The following is a 20,600-nucleotide window of genomic DNA, read 5'->3' as shown; positions in this document are numbered from 1 at the left end:
TTTATCCTGTAATGCCTTGGTATATAAGACGTAAACCAATGATTATCAGCACTATTTTCAACATATTCTCCAGCGACGCACTCTTTAGGCGCGTATTTATGAATGCGCCCAATTTAGCACCGAACCACGCACCCGGGATCAAGGCAAAAGCATATGGCCAATTTACATTTCCAAGGGAAATATGCGTAATCGAATTAGTGATGGAAGATAGGAATACCATGAACATCGAAGTCGCTACAGCCATATGCGGAGGAAAGAAGAAAAGAAGCATCATGACAGGTACCATTAAGGCTCCGCCGCCAATTCCAAATAACCCGGAGCTGAATCCCACGACAAAAGAAATAAATACAGCTAACAGGGGGTGGTAACCATAGGAAAATGAATGTCCATTTTCGGTTTTATACGTTTTCACTATTTTCCCTTTTCCAGGCTTGAAAAGCATGGGCTTCAAACGATTTTTCACTAATAACACGATGGCCATGAAAACCATGAAAATTCCAAAGTACAATGAAAAAGCTTCGGCGTTAAGGTTTTTATTCACATGGGCCCCCATTATTCCCCCAGGTGCACCGCCAATAAAAAAGATTAAGCCGGCCTTATAATCCACCACCTTATGTTTTAAATAAGATAGAGTGGAAGATAAGCCGGTAAAAATCATGATTACGGTTGAAACACCAACGGCGACCTGTGGAGTCAGCTCATCGATAATATTTGTAGATGTTCCTAAATATAAAAGGGAAGGCACAATGATGATGCCGCCTCCCAGACCGACAAGAGCGCCGATTGATCCCGCTAATAATCCAATACCCACTAATACTAACCATACCATGAAAAAAATCCGCCTTTACCTGTTTGTGAGGATATTACCTCTACTAGCTTGTCACATCATCTCATTATTCATTATATAATCCCTCTTAAAACAAACCAAGCTGCTTAGGAGCCAGTCCTTCATATTCTATACCAAGCAGCTCGATCATTTGTTTGGCATTATCAGCTGCATCCCCGCCTGAGTTATTATTGAACAGGACATATAACTCCTTGGATTCCTTTTCCAATACCCTGATTTTCTCCACCCATTCAGTCAATTCCTGATGATTATATCGATATAGGTACCTGACCTCACGCCAATTATCCCCCGAAGCAGGCCTTTGCCAACCATGCAGGTTACGGCCATGAAAGCGTACCAGGGTTTTATCTTTATCGGTGGCATGCAGAACGACAGGAATGGATCCCTCACCAGCCTGCGGCTCATCGCATACAGTATGGATCCAGCCTTCCTTTTCGATAAAATCCAAAGTTTGCTGGACTACGTTGGGCCTGTACCAGCTTTGATTCCGGAACTCTATGGCAACTGGGATATCGCCCATTTCAGCTTTGCACCATCGCAGGTAATTCACATTTTCACGTTTACAATCAAACCATGGCGGAAACTGAAATAAGACCATCGCGAGCTTGCCGGACTTCCGATATGCTTCCAGTGAGTCGCAAAACGCCTTGAACATCTCCTTCTTACTTTCAAATGGGATTTCCCCACGTTGATGTCCTGTCATCCCTTGGTAGGCTTTAACGACAAACCGGAATGATGCTGGCGTCTCGGATACCCACTTTTCACTGTTCCTCTTTGGCTGGACTGCATAGAATGAAGCATCCACCTCCACAATGGGAAAATGAGCGCCGTACTCTTTGAGTTTATCACGTTGGGAAACACCTCCATGATATAAACTATCATGATCACCCCAACCGGTCACACCAACATAAATCATCTGCATCACCACTCCTTTGGGACAGGACCATTTCCTGACTTCTTCTTTTATTTTTTTACCCTCATTGAGCCATATCTAATCTTTCGTATAAGGGTGTGGAATATCAAAATATCAAAACAAAAAGCCTGCCAGTCAAACCCGGCAGGCTTTTGTATGAATGATTATTCTAAATCGCCTTACAGGCAGGCCAGTCGGTTATTATCCGATGGAGCCTTCCATTTCGAACTTGATCAGACGGTTCATTTCAACCGCATATTCCATTGGAAGTTCTTTTGTAAATGGTTCGATGAAGCCCATTACGATCATTTCCGTTGCTTCTTGCTCAGAAATTCCGCGGCTCATCAAGTAGAACAATTGTTCTTCAGATACTTTGGAAACCTTCGCTTCGTGTTCAAGGGAAATATTATCATTCAAGATTTCATTGTAAGGGATCGTATCAGATGTAGACTGATTATCCATGATTAATGTATCACATTCAATGTTGGAACGAGCTCCATCCGCTTTACGTCCAAAATGAACGATACCACGGTATGTTACTTTACCGCCCTGTTTAGAAATTGATTTAGATACAATCGTTGAAGATGTATTTGGCGCTAGGTGAATCATTTTTGCACCCGCGTCTTGGTGTTGGCCTTTACCTGCAATGGCAATCGATAATGTCATACCCCGAGCGCCTTCACCTTTTAAGATGACAGCAGGATATTTCATTGTCAATTTCGAACCGATGTTACCATCAATCCATTCCATTGTTGCATTAGCGTCACAAACCGCACGTTTCGTAACCAGGTTAAACACGTTGTTTGCCCAGTTTTGGATCGTCGTGTAACGGCAGTAAGCATCTTTCTTGATGACAATCTCAACAACCGCACTATGAAGGGAGTTAGTTGTATAAACAGGAGCTGTACAACCTTCTACATAGTGAACGGATGCGCCTTCATCAACAATGATTAGCGTACGTTCGAATTGCCCCATGTTTTCAGAGTTAATCCGGAAATAAGCTTGAAGCGGAGTATCCACTTTAACGCCTTTTGGTACATAGATGAATGATCCACCTGACCAAACTGCCGAGTTCAATGCAGAGAATTTATTGTCAGTAGGCGGGATCGTTTTCCCGAAATGCTCACGGAAGATATCTTCATTTTCACGAAGCGCTGAGTCCGTATCTTTAAACACGATACCCAAGTCTTCCAATTCTTCTTTCATGCTATGGTAAACCACTTCAGATTCATATTGGGCAGATACACCGGCAAGGTATTTTTGTTCGGCTTCAGGAATTCCCAATTTATCAAAAGTCTGTTTGATTTCATCAGGAACTTCATCCCAAGACTTCTCTGATTTCTCTGATGGCTTAACATAGTATGTGATTTCATCGAAGTTCAGGCTCTGCATGTCGCCGCCCCATTGAGGCATTGGCATGTTGTAGAAATGCTCCAATGATTTCAAACGGAAATCAAGCATCCATTGCGGTTCATCCTTCATTCGAGAAATTTCTTCCACGATTTCTTTTGTCAGACCACGCTTTGAACGGAAGATGGAAACATCTTTATCCGCAAAGCCATATTTATAATCGCCGATATCAGGCATTTTCTTTGCCATAGCTCGTATTCCTCCATTTCAAATGGCTGAATTACAACAGCTCATTTTAATTTAATTATTCCTTCAATCCCTTTTCCATGGCTTTCCAAGCTAGGGTAGCACACTTGATTCGGGCAGGAAATTTAGAAACACCCTGAAGGGCTTCAATATCCCCAAGGTCCATCTCATCGTCGTATTCTTTCCCCTGAATCATTAAGGAAAAAGTCTCGGACATCGCTAGGGCAGTATCAACGTCTTTGCCCTTAATGGCTTGCGTCATCATGGAAGCCGAACTCATCGATATCGAACAACCATCACCATCGAATTTAACATCGCTGACCTTGCCGTCTTCAATCTTCATCGTTAAACGAATCCGATCGCCGCAAGTTGGATTATTCATATCGATTGTCATGCTTCCATCTTCTAGCATGCCCTTATTACGAGGTTTCTTATAGTGATCCATAATGACTTGACGGTAAAGTGTATCAAGGTTATCAAAAGACATTACTGAAATACTCCTTCGTTTTAACAAGCCCGGACACAAGCTTATCAATATCTTCTTCCGTGTTATATAGATAGAAACTTGCTCTTGCTGTCGCTGATACGTCAAGCCATTTCATTAATGGCTGTGCGCAGTGGTGACCGGCACGGACAGCAATTCCATCTGCATCAAGAACGGTAGCGACATCATGTGGATGTACGTCATCAATATTAAAGGTTATTACACCAGCACGCTTTTCTGCATCTTTAGGACCGTAAATGGTCAGCCCTTCAACTGCTGACATTTTCTCCATTGCATAAGCCGCGAGCTTATGTTCATGCCGTTCAATATTATCCAAACCAATTTCCTCCAAGAAATCAATGGCAGCCCCCATGCCGATGGCGCCGGCGATGATTGGGGTACCGCCTTCGAATTTCCACGGGAGTTCTTTCCATGTAGACTCATACAAACCTACAAAATCAATCATCTCTCCGCCGAATTCGATCGGTTCCATTTTTTCCAGAAGATCTTTCTTGCCATATAATGCGCCGATGCCCGTTGGACCGACCATTTTATGACCTGAGAAGGCAAAGAAATCACAATCCAAATCACGGACATCCACTTTTAGATGCGGCGTGCTTTGTGCCCCGTCGACTACCATTACAGCATTGTGATCATGGGCAATTTGGGCGATTTCCTTCACAGGATTGATAACGCCAAGCACATTCGAAACCTGCATGATGGAAACGATTTTCGTTGCTTCCGTAATTGTAGCCCTCGCATCGTCAACGGAAATCGTGCCATCCTCCTGAAGCGGAATATACTTCAATACAGCGCCTTTTTCTTTGGCAAGCTGCTGCCACGGAATGATATTACTGTGATGCTCCATGTAAGAGATGACGATTTCGTCACCCTCTTTAATATTTGCACCACCGTAACTTCTTGCTACAGTATTTAAAGCAGTCGTTGTGCCTCTGGTAAAGATGATTTCTTCTGTAGAAGAAGCATTAATGAATTTACGTACCTTTTCACGAGCACCTTCATACGCATCCGTAGCTTTTGTTCCTAGTGTATGCACCCCGCGGTGAACATTCGAGTTATAGCCGCGGTAATATTGCTCAATCGCTTCAATCACTGCAGCCGGTTTTTGAGAGGTTGCAGCACTATCTAAATAAACTAATGGCTGACCATTGACTTCTTGATCTAATATTGGAAAAAGCTTACGAATTTCGTATGGGTTCATTACTGTACTTTCCTTTCAATGACCGCTACTAATTGTTTTTTGACTCCCTCAATTGGAAGCTCGTTAACAACAGGGGCCAAGAATCCGTGAATGACAAGTCTTTCTGCTTCTTTCTTTGTAATACCACGGCTCATTAAATAATACAGCTGAAGCGGGTCGACACGGCCGACTGAAGCAGCATGACCAGCCGTTACATCATCTTCATCGATCAAGAGGATCGGATTGGCGTCTCCGCGTGCTTTTTCACTTAACATCAATACACGTGACTCTTGTTCAGCATTGGCCTTTGTAGCACCATACTCTATTTTCCCAATGCCATTAAAAATGGAGGATGCGGATTCTTTCATGACACCGTGCTTAAGGATATAACCCTCAGAGCGTTTGCCATAATGAATGATGGCTGTCGTGAAGTTCTGCCTTTGTTCCCCGCGTCCGACTACAACGGTTTTTGTATCACCGTGAGAGCCATCGCCCATTAGATATGTTGTATTATCTGAAATCGTATTTCCGTCGTTCATCAGGCCAAGCGCCCACTCAATACGTGCGTCACGTCCTGCCACTCCACGGCGGTTAACATATGTCGTGAAGCCTTTTGAAAGGGTATCGACCGCACCATATTGGACTTTGGCATTCGCATTTGCAAATACTTCAGTTACGATGTTGGCAACACCTTCGTTAGACTCAACGGTTGAGAAATAGTTCTCTACATATGTGACAGAGCTATTATCTTCAGCTACGATCAAGACATGGTTGAAAAGTGTAGTATCCGGATTATCCAGAAGGAATACCGATTGAATCGGCTCTTTGATTTCTACATTTTTCGGAACATAAAGGAATGCTCCCCCATTAACCAATGCAGCATGAAGCGCCGTTAAACGATGCTCATCTATTTTAACGCCGTCTTTCATGAAATATTTTTGCACAAGCTCAGCATGATCGCGAGCCGCTGATAAAATATCCGTAAAAATGACGCCTTGTTCTTTCACATTTGCTGACAGATTGATATGTGCCGGCGTATTATTGCGTTGGATGTATAAGTTTTCATTTTCTTCAATGATGGACTTAATTTCTTCCGGAAGCTCCTCTAAAGAGGCAAAAGCTTCACTCTCAACCGTATGAGTTTGGAAAGAAGTGAAATTCCATTTATCGATTTTCGTTTTATCCGGCTTTGGCATCGGGAGCTTTTCTAATTCAGAAAACGCTTGAATCCGAAGCTCGGATAGCCAAGCTGGATCATTATTTTTAGTTGAATAGGAGCTTATATCCTCTTGTTCAAACGGTAATTTCGTTTCTGTAGTCATTGCAAATCCTCCTACTTACGCTTCTTCGCCAACAGTTTCGTCTTCAATGCCCAATTCTTGTTTAATCCAGTCATAACCTTCCGCTTCCAAGCGGGCAGCAAGTTCAGGACCGCCTGATTTTACGACACGTCCTTGCATCATTACATGTACAAAATCAGGAGTGATGTAATTTAATAGACGTTGGTAGTGAGTGATGATCAAGCATCCAAAGTCTTCTCCGCGCATTTCGTTGATTCCTTTTGAAACGACTTTAAGTGCATCGATATCTAGACCTGAATCAATCTCATCCAAGATTGCAATTTTAGGTTGGATCATCATTAATTGAAGAATCTCGTTGCGTTTTTTCTCTCCGCCTGAGAAACCTTCATTTAAATAGCGTTGCGCCATATCTTCATCCATTTCAAGGAATTCCATTTTTTGGTCCATTTGACGAATGAATTTCATCAATGAAATTTCATCGCCTTCTTCACGGCGTGCGTTAATGGAAGAACGTAAGAAGTCTGCATTTGTAACACCGCTGATTTCACTTGGATATTGCATAGCTAGGAATAGACCGACACGAGCGCGCTCGTCTACTTCCATCTCCAATACATCTTCACCATCGAATGTGATGCTTCCGCTAGTTACCTCATATTTAGGGTGACCCATGATTGCTGATGATAAAGTTGATTTACCAGTTCCATTTGGTCCCATGATCGCATGGATTTCCCCACCTTTAACTTCAAGGTTTACCCCTTTTAAAATCTCTTTGCCTTCAATTGATACGTGCAGATCTTTAACCGTTAATGTAGAAGCTGACATAATAATACCTCCGTGAACTAATTCCAATTTTATTACCAGAAAGTAAAGATTACTTTCATTACTATAATTTCCGTAAAAGCATTCTCACTTTATTCTCATTCCAATTTTATAACAAATCCAATTTGGAATCAACTAAATAGATAGGGGTTTCCACTTCGGCCATGTTAAAAACCTGTCCTATTCTTACAATACTAACAGATATGGCCTGTTTACTGCATATTCATACTTATTTTAGCTTTTGTTAAAATTATCTTATTATTCGGCAAATCTTCGCCCTTATTACTATATGTTCAAAGGTTTCGATTGCAAGGTATGAACGTTCCGATTAAAAAGAAAAAAATCGGACTGTCAGGTATTATGTAAGTTTATCCAATAAGGAAACCCTTATTTTATGGACCACTTTCCATTTTACCTCTACAGACCGATCTTTTAAAGAATTCTTTTATATGCTTAGCCGTGAATTTTGCGTTGTAGGTCCTGGACCATTTTGTTGCACTTTACATGTTCCCTATCCCGTTCTTTCTCAACCTCGATACGGAGGTCTAAGTCTCTACTGTACTCACTGTAGCCAATCCCATGTGAAGACTGCATCGCCTTTTCCATTTCGCTTGTTACATTTAAATCCAGAGTATTGATAGTGAACCATCCTTTCAAATTTGTGTATCTTTTTTTCACCTTCATTATCTCTATACCCTTTCCTTTCCTGATTAAACATGAAAGGAATTACATTAAGCCGCAGACTTGAAACAACCTTGATCATCATTATAGCGAGCTGGTTTGTCCGTTCAGCTTTTGCATAATCCGCCGCTCATAATTTTTAGTTTGACTACAGTTTTTTAGATTTTTAGGTTTTCAAAATTTGGACGTTACTTTCCACTTCAGGCACTCGCTTTCCGCGGGCGGTCCGGAAGCCTCCTCGGCGCTTTTGCGCCTGCGGTGTCTCCCCTTGACTCGCTTTTCCCGCAGGAGTCTCGTACCTTCCGTTCCAATCCACTAAGACTACACAATCAGATAGAATCACTTTCACCTACATTCTATATTCCTTTCAATGCCGGTTAGGATTTCCGTGATAAAGTGCTTCACTTCTCTAAGTTCGGCGCTTTATTAATCATTTGTTCAATCAGAGGCTCTTAATCGAGTATTTCCGGGTGTTACTATCGTCCCAACACAAATCCGTTACTGACTGCTGAAGCATACATGAATAAAACCTGAAGCTGTTGACGCAGATTCCGCAACCATGGCTATGTGTAATATGAGCGTTTCGGTTGTTATCCCTGCCCATCGGCACTCAATAACAAATGCAGAGGGCTATTCTGATTTTAAATCCAATAAAAAAAAAAGGTTTCGGAATGAGACCATTCCGAAACCTTTTTAAACGGCGACCTGAATTAAATCAGGCCGCCATTCTCGAATTATTTATCCGCCGGTACAACTGCACCTTTGTATTCTTTAAGAATGAAATCTTGAATTTTTTTAGAATGCAATACTTCTACAAGCGCTTTGATTGCTTCTTTATTTTCGTCACCTTTGTTTACGGCAATGACGTTCACATAAGGTGATTCGGAATCCTCAATCGCAATTGAATCTTTAAGCGGATTCAAACCGGCGTCAATTGCATAGTTGGAGTTGATCAAGACTGCATCGCCTTCGCCGCTCTCATAAATTTTAGGAAGCAGGGCCGCTTCATAATCTGCATCGAATTTAAGGTTTTTCTTATTTTCAACGATGTCTTTCGTTGTAGCCGTCGTTTTATCGATGCCTTCTTTCAAAGTGATCAGGCCATTCTTTTCCAAAAGGGATAAAGCGCGTCCATGATCAGCAACAGAGCTGCTCATAATAATTGTTGCGCCTTCAGGAAGTTTATCAATGCTTTTATATTTTTTTGAATATAGAGCAATCGGCTCGATATGGATTCCGCCAGCATTGACGAAGTCATATCCATTTTCTTTAATTTGCCCCTCTAAATATGGAATGTGTTGAAAGTAGTTAGCATCCAATTCCTTATCATTCAACGCCTTATTCGGTAAAACATAGTCCTGGAACGTTTCAATTTCCAAATCGATTCCTTTTTCTTTAAGAAGCGGTTTAGCTTCCTCAAGGATTTCTGCATGAGGAACATTGGATGCCCCTACAACTAATTTCTTCGATTCTTTTTCCGTATCGCTGCCGCTTTTATCCTTTTCACTTCCACAAGCAGCCAAAGCGATAGATAACACTAAGATTAATGCAAATCCTAAAAACTTTTTCATCCTATTCATCTCCCTTTATCTTTTGTCCAATTTAGATGTAATCACATCTCCAATAATTTGAATTATGAAGACGATAATTAGAATAACGATTGTCGCTACAAGCGTAACGTCATTTTGATTTCTTTGATAGCCGTCCAAATAGGCTAGATTACCAAGCCCGCCAGCGCCGATGACCCCGGCCATTGCGGTATATCCAACCAATGCAATCGATGTTACCGTAATCCCGGAAATAAGGGCAGGCATCGACTCTGGAAGAAGGACCTTCCAAATGATCGTGCTCGTTTTTGCCCCCATCGATTTAGCGGCTTCAATTACACCTTTATCGATTTCACGAAGGCCGATTTCAACCATACGCGCATAAAATGGGGCAGCACCGATAATAAGTGCCGGCAGTGCAGCGTTCTCACCGATCATGGAACCGACAAGCGCTTTAGTGAAAGGAATGAGCAGCACGATCAAAATAAGAAATGGAATGGAACGGAATATATTGACGACTGCACTCATGACTCCGTTAACAGCCCGGTTTTGCCACATATTACCCTTCCCTGTCAGGAAAAGGATCAATCCTAGTATTATGCCTATAAAAAAGGTTGCCACTACAGAGACGCTTGTCATGTAAAGCGTTTCTTTCGTAGCTTCAATGATGTCTTCCCAATCAACATTCGGCAATAATTCTTCAAGCATGAGTAATCACCTCCACGCCTACCTGCTGTGCTTTAATGAATTCGATTGCGCGGAGCATTTCATCCTCTTTGCCATCTAGATGGATAAACAATGTTCCATATGAACCGCTTCTTGTTTGGGATATCTTACCTTGAACAATATTGACATCCAACTCGAAGTTACGTACAAGCTTGGTGATCAATGGGCTTTCTGCATGATCACCTACAAAGGTCAATTGAATCACTTTGCCTGCTGGATAGCGTTCGAGCAAATGGTCCATCGTTTCTTTCGTTTCTTCCGGTTCCGTTACCTGTTGCACGAAACGCTTCGTCATTTGTTCTTTAGGATTCTTGAAAACATCCAGGACAGGACCCTGTTCAACAACCTGCCCGCTTTCCATCACGGCGACGCGATGGCAGATTTTACGTATTACATGCATTTCATGCGTAATCAAGACGATCGTCAATCCCAAACGCTGATTGATGTCAACAAGCAATTCGAGTATGGAGTCGGTAGTCTGCGGATCCAATGCAGAAGTCGCTTCATCACACAGCAGCACTTTAGGGTCATTTGCCAGAGCCCTGGCTATTCCCACCCTTTGCTTTTGCCCTCCGCTTAATTGCGAAGGATAGGCCTTTTCCCTGCCTTCAAGTCCGACTAACTTGATCAATTCGTTCACACGCTTGGTGCGTTCAGGTTTAGAAATACCTGCAATTTCCAACGGGAAAGATATATTCTCCTGAACGGTCCTTGACCATAATAGATTGAAATGCTGGAAAATCATGCTGATTTCTTGACGGGCCTTACGGAGCTGAGCCCCTTTAATTTTTGAAATTTCCTTTTCAGCCACCACAACGGATCCCTCTGTCGGTGTTTCCAATCCATTGAGCATTCTGATCAAAGTACTTTTCCCCGCTCCACTGTAACCGATGATCCCGAAAATCTCGCCTTTATTTATTTCAACATTCACATTATTTACAGCCTTGATCGTCTCACTGTTTCCTTTTCCTGTTCGGAACAGCTTACTGACTTTCGTCAATGTAATCATTAACCCTCACCTCTTTTATCCAATAAAACCTATGAACTTAGTTGATTTCTCTACATTATTAGTCTGTTTCTCCTATCATGTAAAAGTTTTCCCAATTAAAATAGAAAAAACCTTTCTGCATGAGCAGAAAGGCAGGTGAAGAAACAGGCCTTCCTCTCATCTTCCAAAGTGATTAAACTTTGTGTGAATTGGCACCTTTCCAAGGAAATCTCCTTGTCGGTTGCCGGGTTTCATCGGGCACATCCCTCCACCTCTCTTGATAAGAGCTAATATATAGAATATTTGTACATCATTAAGTTCTTTAGTATGGAGAAATTTTATCATAGATAAAAAAGGAGCGCAATGTATATTATTTCTAGTACAAGAATGAACAGGAACTTTGCTTAAAGCGTTTTGGATGTCAAGGAGACGATTTTCGTCGCCTTTTCAATTGCCTGCTCCAAATCTTCTATTAAGTCGTCTATATTTTCAATCCCAATCGATAAACGGACTTGATCGGCACTTACACCCGCTTTCGCAAGACCCGCCTCATTCAATTGTTGATGGGTGGTACTTGCTGGGTGGATGATCAAGCTCTTCGCATCCCCTACATTCGCCACATGGGACCATAATTCCACCGAATTGATAAGTTTTGCCCCAGCTTCGCGATTACCTTGAATCCCAAATGTGACGACAGATCCAGCTCCCTTTGGCAAATATTTATCCGCAAGGGCTTTATCGGGATGATCCTCATCACCAGGATGTGAAACCCAGGTCACGGCAGGATGGTTTTTTAAATATTGAATGACAGACTTGGTGTTTGATAGATGCTCTTTCATCCTTACATGCAGCGTTTCAAGTCCAAGCGTAAACTGGAATGCACTTTGGGCACTTAGCGCAGGGCCCAAATCACGGAGTAACTGGACCCGGGCTTTCGTTATGAATGCGGCAGGGCCAACTGCCTCGGCGTATACCAGACCGTCGTAACTTGGGTCAGGCTCCGTGAAGCCAGGATAGTTTGGCGAGTTCCAATCGAATTTCCCTCCATCCACGATGACACCGCCTAGCGTCGTTCCATTTCCAAGAAGCCATTTTGTAGCGGAATGGATGACAATATCCGCTCCAAAATCAATTGGTCTGCAAAGATACGGTGTCGCGAAGGTATTATCAATGATTAAAGGTATGCCGGCTTCGTGGGCGATTTCCGCTACCGCTTCAATATCGAGCACCCTCAAACTTGGATTTCCGATCGTTTCAGCAAAAATGGCTTTAGTTCTTGGTGTAATCGCCCTTTTAAAATTCTCAGGGTCATCGGGAGAAACGAACTTCACTTTGATCCCATATTTAGGAAGAGTGTTTTCGAAAAGGTTATACGTACCGCCATATAATGTTGAGGCTGAAACAATCTCATCCCCTGCAGCAGCAATATTCAGGATTGAAAGTGAGATGGCAGCCATTCCGCTTGCCGTTGCCAATCCGCCGATACCGCCTTCCAATAAGGCCATTCTTTCCTCAAAAACGCTGACCGTGGGATTATGAAGCCGTGAATATATATAGCCATTCTCCTTTAGGCCAAATAAATTCGCTGCATGGTCGGTGTCCTTGAACAAGTATGCATTGCTTTGGTAGATAGGAACGGCACGGGCACCTGTTTCATCAGCTTGCAGACCGCCATGAACACTCAATGTTTCGAAACGCAACTTTTTCTCTGACATATAATTTCACCTTTTTTCTATGGATTTAGTTGGATTTATATGAAATCTGGCTTTTTATAAACAAAAAAACCACTTCTATAAGAAGAGGTTTCAAGAACACACCTCATCTACCAGAGCCAACACTCTGCTGGAATTAGCACCGTATATAAAAATTTATACCGGTTGCCGGGCTTCGTCGGGCCAGTCCCTCCGCCACTCTTGATAAGAACTATTAAATTCTGCCATTACTTAATTCAAAATATAGCATTTTAGATTAAATCAGTCAATGAATTGTTAGAATATTCTTTGTTTATTTCCTGCTCTCATTCAAATGTCAGCACAAAGAAAACCAACCGCGGTTCTGATTGGTTTCCTAACTGATTTCCTTAAGCAATCCGTACAAATAAGGAACGGATTGAAAGGCATATATTTTCTTGTGCAGCTGCCCTTCTTTGAAAAGCAATAGGCAAGGAACACTTTCGATTTCATATGATTCGGCAATTGCTTGGATATAGTTCATATTCATTTTGCCTGCCTTCAATTCGGGGAAAAGCTCCAAGGATATCGTCAGCATCTTGGAGGCCACCTGACAGGTTCCGCATAAAGGTGTATATAAATATAAGCAAAAAGTTTCCCCATTTTCAACAGCAAGCTTACACTCTTCTTCTTTCCATTCCTGCATCAATTAGTCGTTCACCCTTTGACTTAAAAATTTCATTTTCACATTCATATTGGCAGATAGGAGCACAGTTGCGATATGATGTTCGGGCGAGCTCTCCACTTCTTTGTACATTTTATTAATATACAGGTGGTTCGCTTCCGGCATTTCCCTTCGGAACTGCTTCCGCAGCTTTTCTCCTGATTCATCTGCGTCAAAAAGGAGATAAACATCACGGTCCATCAATTCATCCACTAATTCATCCAGCTTAGTTAATGATATGGTCCCATTCGTACATCTTATTTCCACATCTTCATTTAAAACGGAGGCAACTTTTCTTTTATCGGAACTGCCTTCTACAATGATCACTTTATCGAATTCGCCCCACTCCATGTCATCACTCCATCTCACGAATTATGTGCGCAACTCACCCACTGTACAAATGAAAAAGAGAGCAGGCCTTTTCAGTCCCCCCTCTCCTTTCTTTTTTAACCGTTGATTAAACTCTCATACTCTTCAGCGCTCATCAAGTTTTCAATATCACTGCTATTAGATGGTTCAAGCACGACCATCCATGCCTTTTCATAAGGGGACTCATTTACATATTCAGGGTTGTCACTTAAATCTTCGTTCACTTCAACAACCTTGCCACTGATAGGTGCATAAAGTTCAGAAACGGTCTTAACGGATTCAACGCTTCCAAATGGTTCGTTCGCTTTCAATTCATCGCCGATTTCCGGAAGCTCAACGAATACGATGTCCCCTAGCTCGGACTGTGCGAATGCCGTAATTCCAATACGCACTGTTCCATCTTCCGTTTTGACCCATTCATGTTCTTTAGTGTAACGAAGTTCTTTTGGTGTTGTTGTCATAATTAACCCTCCATATGTACATCTTATTTTATCTATTCCATTATAAGGTAGATTGTTTGTTTAAGTAAGGAATTAACCAAATATTTTGTGAAATTTCAGTTCCAAACCTGTTCGAATTGCTCTTCTTTGAATCCTACCGTCACTTTGGTGCCATCCGTAACAATCGGCCTTTTCAGAAGCATTCCATCTGTGGACAATATATCAAGCATCTCTGCTTCAGAAGCTTCTTTCAGCTTATCCTTTAAGCCCAGCTCCCGATATTTTTGACCGCTAGTATTGAAAAACTTCTTCAACTCCAAATTGCTGTTTTTATATAGATGTTCTATTTCAGTTCGCGAAGGGGGATTATCCGCTATATGGATCGCTTCATATTGCAGTTCATGATTATCCAGCCACTTCTTCGCATTACGGCATGTACCGCATTTTGGGTACCAATATAATGTTAAGCCCATCATTTCACCACCTATCAATAGAATACCCGTTTTTACCACGCAATACAACGAAATGTCTTTTGAATTTCCAATGCGATTTCATCAAAGGAAATAAAGGGAATGCCTTTACGGGCATTCCCTTTACGGATTCTGACTCATTGCTTAAAGAGCATATTTTTCCGTTTCGATTACTTTGACGGATGCTTCGCGTTTTTTCGCAATGACATTGATCGGAGTGTGTCTTGTCAGCTTGCGGAGCGACGAAAGCATGATGCGAAGAGTATCGCCTGTTTCCACTGCAATTAACGTTTCCTTTGCATGCTGTTCTATTTCATTGAAAGCTTCCTGAACGAAGATTTCAGTGTAAAGCACTTTTTGTTTGTTCTTCTCAAGACCTGTAGCTGCAATTGCTTTTTCCGTACGCAATACCACGGATTCAGCTGCATAGGCAAGGGATGCGATATCAGCAATGTTGGAGAGGATTTCTTGTTCTTGATCAAGATTTTTGCCATATTTCTGTGCCGCAAGCCCAGCTGCCAGAATACCGATTTTCTTAGCGTTCCTAACAAGCATTTTTTCTTGTGCCAGTGGCTCATCGCCAGGTTCTTCCGGCATCATCATCATTAATTCCTCTTGCAGGCCCTGAGCTTTTTGAAGTAGCGGCAATTCCCCTTTAAGTGCTTTCTTCAGGAATGTTCCTGGGACAAGCAATCTATTTATTTCATTTGTACCTTCAAAGATTCGGTTAATACGGGAATCGCGATATGCTTTTTCAATTTCATACTCCTGCATGAAACCGTAACCGCCATGAAGCTGTACGCCTTCGTCCGTAACGTAATCCAATACTTCGGAAGCAAAGAATTTATTCAATGAACATTCGATGGCATACTCAGCGATTGCAGCCGCCATTGATTTCCCATCTTTCACTTGCTCATCCGTCAATTTGCTTTGTCTTTGATCATAAAGGCCAACCGTACGATATACAGAACTTTCTGCTGCATAAATTTTAGCTGCCATTGTTGCAAGTTTTTCTTTCGTCAAGTTAAAATCGGAAATTTTCGTTTTGAACTGTTGACGTTGATTCGTATAAGCAGCTGTAATCTCAAGGGCACGTTTAGATCCGCCGACAGCACCGACGCCTAATTTATAGCGCCCGATATTCAGGATATTGAAAGCGATGATATGACCTTTTCCGGCTACACCCAAAAGGTTTTCGACTGGTACATGAACATCTTCGAGGATTAAAGTACGTGTGGATGAGCTTTTGATCCCCATTTTCTTTTCTTCAGCCCCAGTTGATACGCCTTTATAATCACGCTCAACAATGAAAGCGGAGAATTGTTCGCCGTCGATTTTGGCGTATACACAGAAGACATCTGCAAAACCTGCATTTGTAATCCATTGTTTTTCACCATTTAAAATATAGTGTGTTCCTTCTGCATTCAATTTCGCTGTCGTTTTTGCTCCCAAGGCATCTGAACCTGAGCTTGGTTCCGTTAAGGCATACGCAGCAATCTTCTCACCCGTGGCTAGTAAAGGAAGGTATTTTTTCTTTTGGTCTTCATTCCCGAATAATACGATTGGCAAAGAGCCGATACCTACATGTGCACCATGCGTAATTCCGAAGCCGCCTGCAAGTGCCATTTTTTCCGTAATCAATGCCGAACTGATTTTATCGAGACCCAATCCGCTGTATTCCTCAGGAACATCAGCACCAAGTAAACCGATTTCACCTGCATGCTTCAGTAATTTAACGGAACGGTCAAACTCATGGTTTTCTAAATGTTCAACCTGCGGCAGAATTTCATTCACTACGAAATCCTCGGAAGTTTTGGCAATCATTTTATGCTCATCAGAATAATCTTCCGGTGTAAACACTTGATCATACGTAATATCTTCTATTAAGAAGGCCCCGCCTTTAATAAGGTTATCTGTAGTTTGATTGGACATGTTATTTCCTCCTATGTGTTTAAGATAGTAAACCCGCCGGAAGCATGACAGCTTCCGGAAGGGGTCGGATTACGCCATTAATTCAAACACTCCGGCAGCACCCATCCCGCCGCCGATACACATTGTCACGACTCCGAACTGTTGATTTCTGCGCTTCATTTCATGAAGCAGGCTTAATGTCAATTTTGCTCCCGAACATCCTAGCGGATGGCCTAGGGCGATGGCTCCGCCATTTACATTGACAATCTCTTCATTCAATCCGAGCTCACGAATGATTTGAATGGATTGGGAAGCAAAGGCTTCATTCAATTCAAATAAACCAATATCCGATAATTCAAGACCCGCTAGCTTCAAAGCTTTAGGTATGGCTGCAATCGGTCCGATGCCCATAATTTCAGGCGGTACTCCTGCTACAGCAAAGGAACGGAACTTACCCATCGGTTTCATCCCCAAGGAAGAAGCCTTTTCCCCATCCATGACCATGACCGCGGCTGCACCATCACTCGTCTGTGATGAATTCCCTGCTGTTACGGATCCTGTAACGGAGAATGCAGGTCTTAACTTTTTCAGCACTTCAGCAGTCGTTCCTGGACGAACGCCCTCATCCTGTGTAAAAGTAAATGATTTTTCCTTTAACTTAAGATCTGGCCCCACTGAACGAAGGGTAACGTCAACCGGTACGATTTCATCGGAAAACTTTCCTTCTGCAATGGCCTTAGCCGCCTTCTGATGACTTCTAACAGAAAATGCATCTTGATCGTCACGGGAAATGCCGTATTTTTTGGCAACGGCTTCAGCAGTGTGACCCATACCCATATAATATTCCGGTGCCGTTTCCGCAAGTCTCGCGTTCGGTCGTGTTACATGGCCCATCATTGGCAAAAGGCTCATGGATTCCGCTCCGCCTGCAATGACTGTATCACTTTGGCCGAGCATGATCCTTTCCGCTCCATATGCGATACTTTGCAGCCCGCTTGAACAGTAACGATTAATCGTTATGGCCGGTACTGTATAAGGCAATCCCGCCAATGCTCCAATGTTACGCGCCATGTTCAAGCCTTGTTCCGCTTCAGGCATTGCACAACCGATAATCAGGTCATCTATCGTTCCTTCATAATTCCCTGCACGCTTTAACGTTTCCTTTACGACAAGAGCCCCTAAATCATCAGGGCGTACACTAGCAAGAGAACCTTTTTTCGCTCTTCCTACCGGAGTCCTTGCTCCAGCTACTATTACCGCTTCTTTCATGAGGATCCCCCTTACTCATTTTTAAGCTATCGATCTATTGATCTCGTTTTGGCCATATCTTCATCTATTCATCAATTACGGAGAGGTTTACCTTTAACGAGCATGTGCTGCATCCTTGCCTGGGATTTCGGAGTCGAAATCAGTTTTAGGAATGCCTGTTTTTCCAGGTTCAAGATATACTGTTCATCTACTTCCGTGCCAAATGGGAGTTTCCCCCCTGCCAGGACGTATGCCAGCTCTTTGGCTATGACAAGGTCATGTTCAGATAAGAATCCTGAAAGGCGCATGGATTCCGCCCCTAATAGCAGTGCGGCATATCCAGTTTCACCTACGACAGGGATCTTTGTGCGGGCTGGAGCGGTATAGCCTTGTTCATGCATGGAAAGTACCGCCTGTTTCGCATCATATAGCTGATGATCTGCATTCACGCTTATTCCATCAGCTGAATCAAGGAAATTATTCCCCCTCGCTTCCTCGGCGGAGGTCGAAACTTTTGCCATGGCGACCGTTTCAAATACTTGGTTGGCCACTTTCTGTAAGTCGAAGTCAACGCCCTTCGGCATATTCCTCAACGTCTTCACATAAAGTTCTTTAGTCCCGCCGCCGCCTGGGATCAAGCCGACACCAGGTTCCACCAGTCCCATATACGTTTCAGTCGTTGCCTGGATGCGCGCTGCCGGAAGGGACACTTCAGCACCCCCGCCAAGTGTCATATTAAACGGGGCAACCACTACAGGAACTGCACTGTACTTAATTTTAAGCATCGCCTGTTGGAATTGGCTGATGACCATATCGAGTTCAAAAATATTGTCATCCTGCGCTTCCATCAGCATCATTGCAATATTAGCGCCGACACAGAAATTCTTTCCTTGGTTTCCGATGACCAGGCCTTTAAAATTCGTTTCCGCTTCGTCAACCGCGGCATTGATCATTTGTATGATATCAAGACCGATTGCATTATTCGGCGAAGTGAATTCAAGCAGAGCCACTCCATCGCCGATATCGATCAAGCTTGCGCCACTGTTTTTCTTGATTACGCCTTTTTGCTTCTTGATCGCTTTAAGATTGATCACTTTAGGATTCTCGACAAGCTCTTTATATTCACCATTATCATAATAGTGAACTATGCCATTTTCTTCTTTATAGAATGACGTGATGCCTTTAGCGAGCATATCCTTCACCCATTGCGGAACGGTGATGCCTTCCGCTTCCATTCGGGCTGCCGATTTTTCTACACCTATCGCATCCCAGGTTTCAAATGGGCCTGTGGACCATCCAAATCCCCATTTCATCGCTTGATCGATCGCCACGATGTCATCCGCGATATCCCCAAGCAGCTGGGCAGAATACACAAGCGCCGGATTCAGGACATTCCATAGCAATTGGCCGGCACGGTCTTCGCTATAAACAAGCGCTTTCATTTTATTATCCAAGCCCTTGGCCTGTTTAGCCATTTCGATGGAAGGCGTTTTTAATCTTTTTCGTGCAGCATATTCAAGGGTTTCGGGATTCAGTTCAAGGATTTCCTTGCCTTTTTTCAAGAAGAATCCTTGTCCTGACTTGCTTCCAAGCCACCCATTCTTAAGCATTTCATTCATGAAATCAGGTATCTTGAAAACTTCTTTTTCTTCTCCGTCCACCTGGTCATAAACGTTTCTGGCAACATGTGCAAAGGTATCCAATCCAACGACATCAAGTGTCCGGAAAGTGGCGCTAGTTGCCCTTCCAATCAACGGACCTGTAACCGAATCGACCTCACCGACACTGTATCCGCCTTTTTGCATTTCCCGCAAAGTGACCAATAAACCATAAGTTCCAATGCGGTTTGCGATGAAGTTGGGGGTATCCTTGGCTTCGACAACACCTTTTCCAAGAACATCTTCGCCAAATCGTTTCATATATTCGAGCACTTCTGGTGAAGTTGCCTTAGTGGGGATGATTTCCAACAATTTAAGATAACGCGGCGGATTGAAGAAGTGAGTTCCCAGGAAGTGCTTTTGAAAGTCCTCCGAACGTCCTTCTGCCATCGCTTCGATTGAAATTCCGGATGTATTAGATGAAACGATGCATCCTGGTTTACGATGCTGATCAACCTGGGCGAATACGCTTTGCTTAACCTCAAGCTTCTCAACGACCACTTCGATGATCCAATCGACATCCTTTAAACGACTTATATCATCTTCCAGGTTTCCAGCCTCGATCAACGCGATGTTTCCCTTAGCCGAAAGCGGAGCTGGTTTCTGTTTTAAAAGTTTCGTAATCGCCGTTTGGCTGATGCGGTTACGCACTTGTTTATTATCTAATGTCAGTCCCTTTTTCTTTTCATCCTCAGTGAGTTCACGAGGTACAATATCCAATAATAAAGTCGGAATGCCGATGTTAGCAAGGTGTGCAGCAATCCCTGATCCCATAACTCCTGACCCTAGAACAGCAGCCTTTCGTATTTGTCGAACCAAGTTTATATCCCCCTTACACAATTTATTGAATGAATGCTCATTCATTTTTAATTCAAAAAAATTTTGAATATTTTTTCTTATTACTAATATAGAATATATTTGGAAATTCCGCAATGATTAAACAGGAAAAAATATATTTTTTTCTCCGCGTTCTTTCGGTTATTTCTCCTCCGTTCAGTAAAAAATAA

The 20,600-nt window shown here is 42.7% G+C and carries 19 protein-coding genes and 2 riboswitches; all 19 genes read right to left on the bottom strand.

Translation table 11 applies throughout. The annotated features are described in order from the left end of the window. Window position 1: 1 nt before the first annotated feature. The gene (locus tag OTG27_RS02070) at window positions 2-829 is read right to left on the bottom strand and encodes a sulfite exporter TauE/SafE family protein (RefSeq protein ID WP_057278060.1); all 828 of its coding nucleotides are present in this window, start codon (window positions 827-829) and stop codon (window positions 2-4) included. A gap of 85 nt (window positions 830-914) precedes the next feature. Next, complete coding sequence (locus tag OTG27_RS02065) at window positions 915-1,763, bottom strand: DUF72 domain-containing protein (protein WP_063574749.1); 849 nt, start codon at window positions 1,761-1,763, stop codon at window positions 915-917. A gap of 198 nt (window positions 1,764-1,961) precedes the next feature. Continuing rightward, complete coding sequence (sufB, locus tag OTG27_RS02060) at window positions 1,962-3,359, bottom strand: Fe-S cluster assembly protein SufB (protein ID WP_034310152.1); 1,398 nt, start codon at window positions 3,357-3,359, stop codon at window positions 1,962-1,964. Between the two features lie 55 nt (window positions 3,360-3,414). Further along, entirely contained in the window at window positions 3,415-3,843 is a 429-nt protein-coding gene (sufU, locus tag OTG27_RS02055) for a Fe-S cluster assembly sulfur transfer protein SufU (protein WP_034310148.1), read from the bottom strand. Further along, window positions 3,833-5,062 carry a cysteine desulfurase gene (locus OTG27_RS02050; RefSeq protein ID WP_048688225.1) on the bottom strand — a complete coding sequence of 410 codons (1,230 nt, stop codon included), beginning with the start codon at window positions 5,060-5,062 and terminating at the stop codon, window positions 3,833-3,835. Before OTG27_RS02050 ends, sufU begins: the two co-directional genes overlap by 11 nt. Further along, window positions 5,062-6,363, bottom strand: coding sequence for a Fe-S cluster assembly protein SufD (gene sufD, locus OTG27_RS02045; RefSeq protein ID WP_268936076.1), 1,302 nt, complete (start codon window positions 6,361-6,363; stop codon window positions 5,062-5,064). The genes OTG27_RS02050 and sufD overlap by 1 nt, the downstream gene beginning before the upstream one ends. Before the next feature lie 15 nt (window positions 6,364-6,378). Next, complete coding sequence (gene sufC, locus OTG27_RS02040) at window positions 6,379-7,164, bottom strand: Fe-S cluster assembly ATPase SufC (protein WP_034310141.1); 786 nt, start codon at window positions 7,162-7,164, stop codon at window positions 6,379-6,381. A 450-nt stretch (window positions 7,165-7,614) separates the two neighbouring features. Beyond that, window positions 7,615-7,839, bottom strand: a complete 225-nt coding sequence (locus tag OTG27_RS02035) for a YuzK family famiily protein (protein ID WP_268936152.1) — start codon at window positions 7,837-7,839, stop codon at window positions 7,615-7,617. 737 nt (window positions 7,840-8,576) lie between these two features. After that, entirely contained in the window at window positions 8,577-9,413 is an 837-nt protein-coding gene (locus OTG27_RS02030) for a MetQ/NlpA family ABC transporter substrate-binding protein (protein ID WP_268936075.1), read from the bottom strand. 15 nt (window positions 9,414-9,428) lie between these two features. Further along, complete coding sequence (locus OTG27_RS02025; RefSeq protein ID WP_034310130.1) at window positions 9,429-10,097, bottom strand: methionine ABC transporter permease; 669 nt, start codon at window positions 10,095-10,097, stop codon at window positions 9,429-9,431. Continuing rightward, complete coding sequence (locus tag OTG27_RS02020; RefSeq protein ID WP_268936074.1) at window positions 10,090-11,124, bottom strand: methionine ABC transporter ATP-binding protein; 1,035 nt, start codon at window positions 11,122-11,124, stop codon at window positions 10,090-10,092. Before OTG27_RS02020 ends, OTG27_RS02025 begins: the two co-directional genes overlap by 8 nt. 153 nt (window positions 11,125-11,277) lie before the next feature. Continuing rightward, a riboswitch (SAM riboswitch) is annotated at window positions 11,278-11,390 on the bottom strand. A gap of 117 nt (window positions 11,391-11,507) precedes the next feature. Beyond that, a complete protein-coding gene (locus tag OTG27_RS02015; protein ID WP_268936073.1) occupies window positions 11,508-12,818 on the bottom strand; it encodes an O-acetylhomoserine aminocarboxypropyltransferase/cysteine synthase family protein in 1,311 nt (436 codons plus the stop codon). Between the two features lie 100 nt (window positions 12,819-12,918). After that, a riboswitch (SAM riboswitch) is annotated at window positions 12,919-13,026 on the bottom strand. Window positions 13,027-13,170: 144 nt separating this feature from the next. Further along, a complete protein-coding gene (locus OTG27_RS02010; RefSeq protein ID WP_053537408.1) occupies window positions 13,171-13,479 on the bottom strand; it encodes a thioredoxin family protein in 309 nt (102 codons plus the stop codon). A gap of 3 nt (window positions 13,480-13,482) precedes the next feature. Continuing rightward, entirely contained in the window at window positions 13,483-13,848 is a 366-nt protein-coding gene (locus OTG27_RS02005) for a toprim domain-containing protein (RefSeq protein WP_057278065.1), read from the bottom strand. Between the two features lie 95 nt (window positions 13,849-13,943). Next, window positions 13,944-14,327 carry a glycine cleavage system protein GcvH gene (gcvH, locus tag OTG27_RS02000; protein ID WP_034310122.1) on the bottom strand — a complete coding sequence of 128 codons (384 nt, stop codon included), beginning with the start codon at window positions 14,325-14,327 and terminating at the stop codon, window positions 13,944-13,946. A 95-nt stretch (window positions 14,328-14,422) separates the two neighbouring features. Continuing rightward, window positions 14,423-14,779, bottom strand: coding sequence for an arsenate reductase family protein (locus OTG27_RS01995; RefSeq protein WP_268936072.1), 357 nt, complete (start codon window positions 14,777-14,779; stop codon window positions 14,423-14,425). Window positions 14,780-14,920: 141 nt separating this feature from the next. Beyond that, on the bottom strand, window positions 14,921-16,708 hold the full coding sequence (locus tag OTG27_RS01990) for an acyl-CoA dehydrogenase family protein (protein WP_268936071.1): 1,788 nt from the start codon (window positions 16,706-16,708) through the stop codon (window positions 14,921-14,923). A gap of 69 nt (window positions 16,709-16,777) precedes the next feature. Further along, window positions 16,778-17,956, bottom strand: a complete 1,179-nt coding sequence (locus tag OTG27_RS01985) for an acetyl-CoA C-acetyltransferase (protein ID WP_048688201.1) — start codon at window positions 17,954-17,956, stop codon at window positions 16,778-16,780. A gap of 71 nt (window positions 17,957-18,027) precedes the next feature. After that, window positions 18,028-20,412 (bottom strand): 3-hydroxyacyl-CoA dehydrogenase/enoyl-CoA hydratase family protein, encoded by a 2,385-nt coding sequence (locus OTG27_RS01980; protein ID WP_268936070.1) that lies wholly within the window; start codon window positions 20,410-20,412, stop codon window positions 18,028-18,030. Window positions 20,413-20,600: the final 188 nt, after the last annotated feature.

Origin of the sequence: Peribacillus sp. AS_2 (genome assembly GCF_026891895.1) — a bacterium.
GTDB lineage: Bacteria > Bacillota > Bacilli > Bacillales > DSM-1321 > Peribacillus > Peribacillus frigoritolerans.
This window is presented reverse-complemented; position numbering and strand designations above follow the sequence as displayed.

Bases quoted from the DNA above. Each gene is read 5' to 3' on its own strand.
- OTG27_RS02050 (WP_048688225.1), bottom strand. From the start codon at position 5,062: ATGAACCCATACGAAATTCGTAAGCTTTTTCCAATATTAGATCAAGAA.
- sufD (WP_268936076.1), bottom strand. From the start codon at position 6,363: ATGACTACAGAAACGAAATTACCGTTTGAACAAGAGGATATAAGCTCC.
- OTG27_RS02025 (WP_034310130.1), bottom strand. From the start codon at position 10,097: ATGCTTGAAGAATTATTGCCGAATGTTGATTGGGAAGACATCATTGAA.
- sufU (WP_034310148.1), bottom strand. From the start codon at position 3,843: ATGTCTTTTGATAACCTTGATACACTTTACCGTCAAGTCATTATGGAT.
- OTG27_RS01995 (WP_268936072.1), bottom strand. From the start codon at position 14,779: ATGGGCTTAACATTATATTGGTACCCAAAATGCGGTACATGCCGTAAT.
- sufC (WP_034310141.1), bottom strand. From the start codon at position 7,164: ATGTCAGCTTCTACATTAACGGTTAAAGATCTGCACGTATCAATTGAA.
- OTG27_RS02070 (WP_057278060.1), bottom strand. From the start codon at position 829: ATGGTATGGTTAGTATTAGTGGGTATTGGATTATTAGCGGGATCAATC.
- OTG27_RS02065 (WP_063574749.1), bottom strand. From the start codon at position 1,763: ATGATTTATGTTGGTGTGACCGGTTGGGGTGATCATGATAGTTTATAT.
- OTG27_RS02020 (WP_268936074.1), bottom strand. From the start codon at position 11,124: ATGATTACATTGACGAAAGTCAGTAAGCTGTTCCGAACAGGAAAAGGA.
- OTG27_RS02005 (WP_057278065.1), bottom strand. From the start codon at position 13,848: ATGGAGTGGGGCGAATTCGATAAAGTGATCATTGTAGAAGGCAGTTCC.
- sufB (WP_034310152.1), bottom strand. From the start codon at position 3,359: ATGGCAAAGAAAATGCCTGATATCGGCGATTATAAATATGGCTTTGCG.
- OTG27_RS02010 (WP_053537408.1), bottom strand. From the start codon at position 13,479: ATGCAGGAATGGAAAGAAGAAGAGTGTAAGCTTGCTGTTGAAAATGGG.
- OTG27_RS02030 (WP_268936075.1), bottom strand. From the start codon at position 9,413: ATGAAAAAGTTTTTAGGATTTGCATTAATCTTAGTGTTATCTATCGCT.
- OTG27_RS01985 (WP_048688201.1), bottom strand. From the start codon at position 17,956: ATGAAAGAAGCGGTAATAGTAGCTGGAGCAAGGACTCCGGTAGGAAGA.
- OTG27_RS02015 (WP_268936073.1), bottom strand. From the start codon at position 12,818: ATGTCAGAGAAAAAGTTGCGTTTCGAAACATTGAGTGTTCATGGCGGT.
- OTG27_RS01990 (WP_268936071.1), bottom strand. From the start codon at position 16,708: ATGTCCAATCAAACTACAGATAACCTTATTAAAGGCGGGGCCTTCTTA.
- gcvH (WP_034310122.1), bottom strand. From the start codon at position 14,327: ATGACAACAACACCAAAAGAACTTCGTTACACTAAAGAACATGAATGG.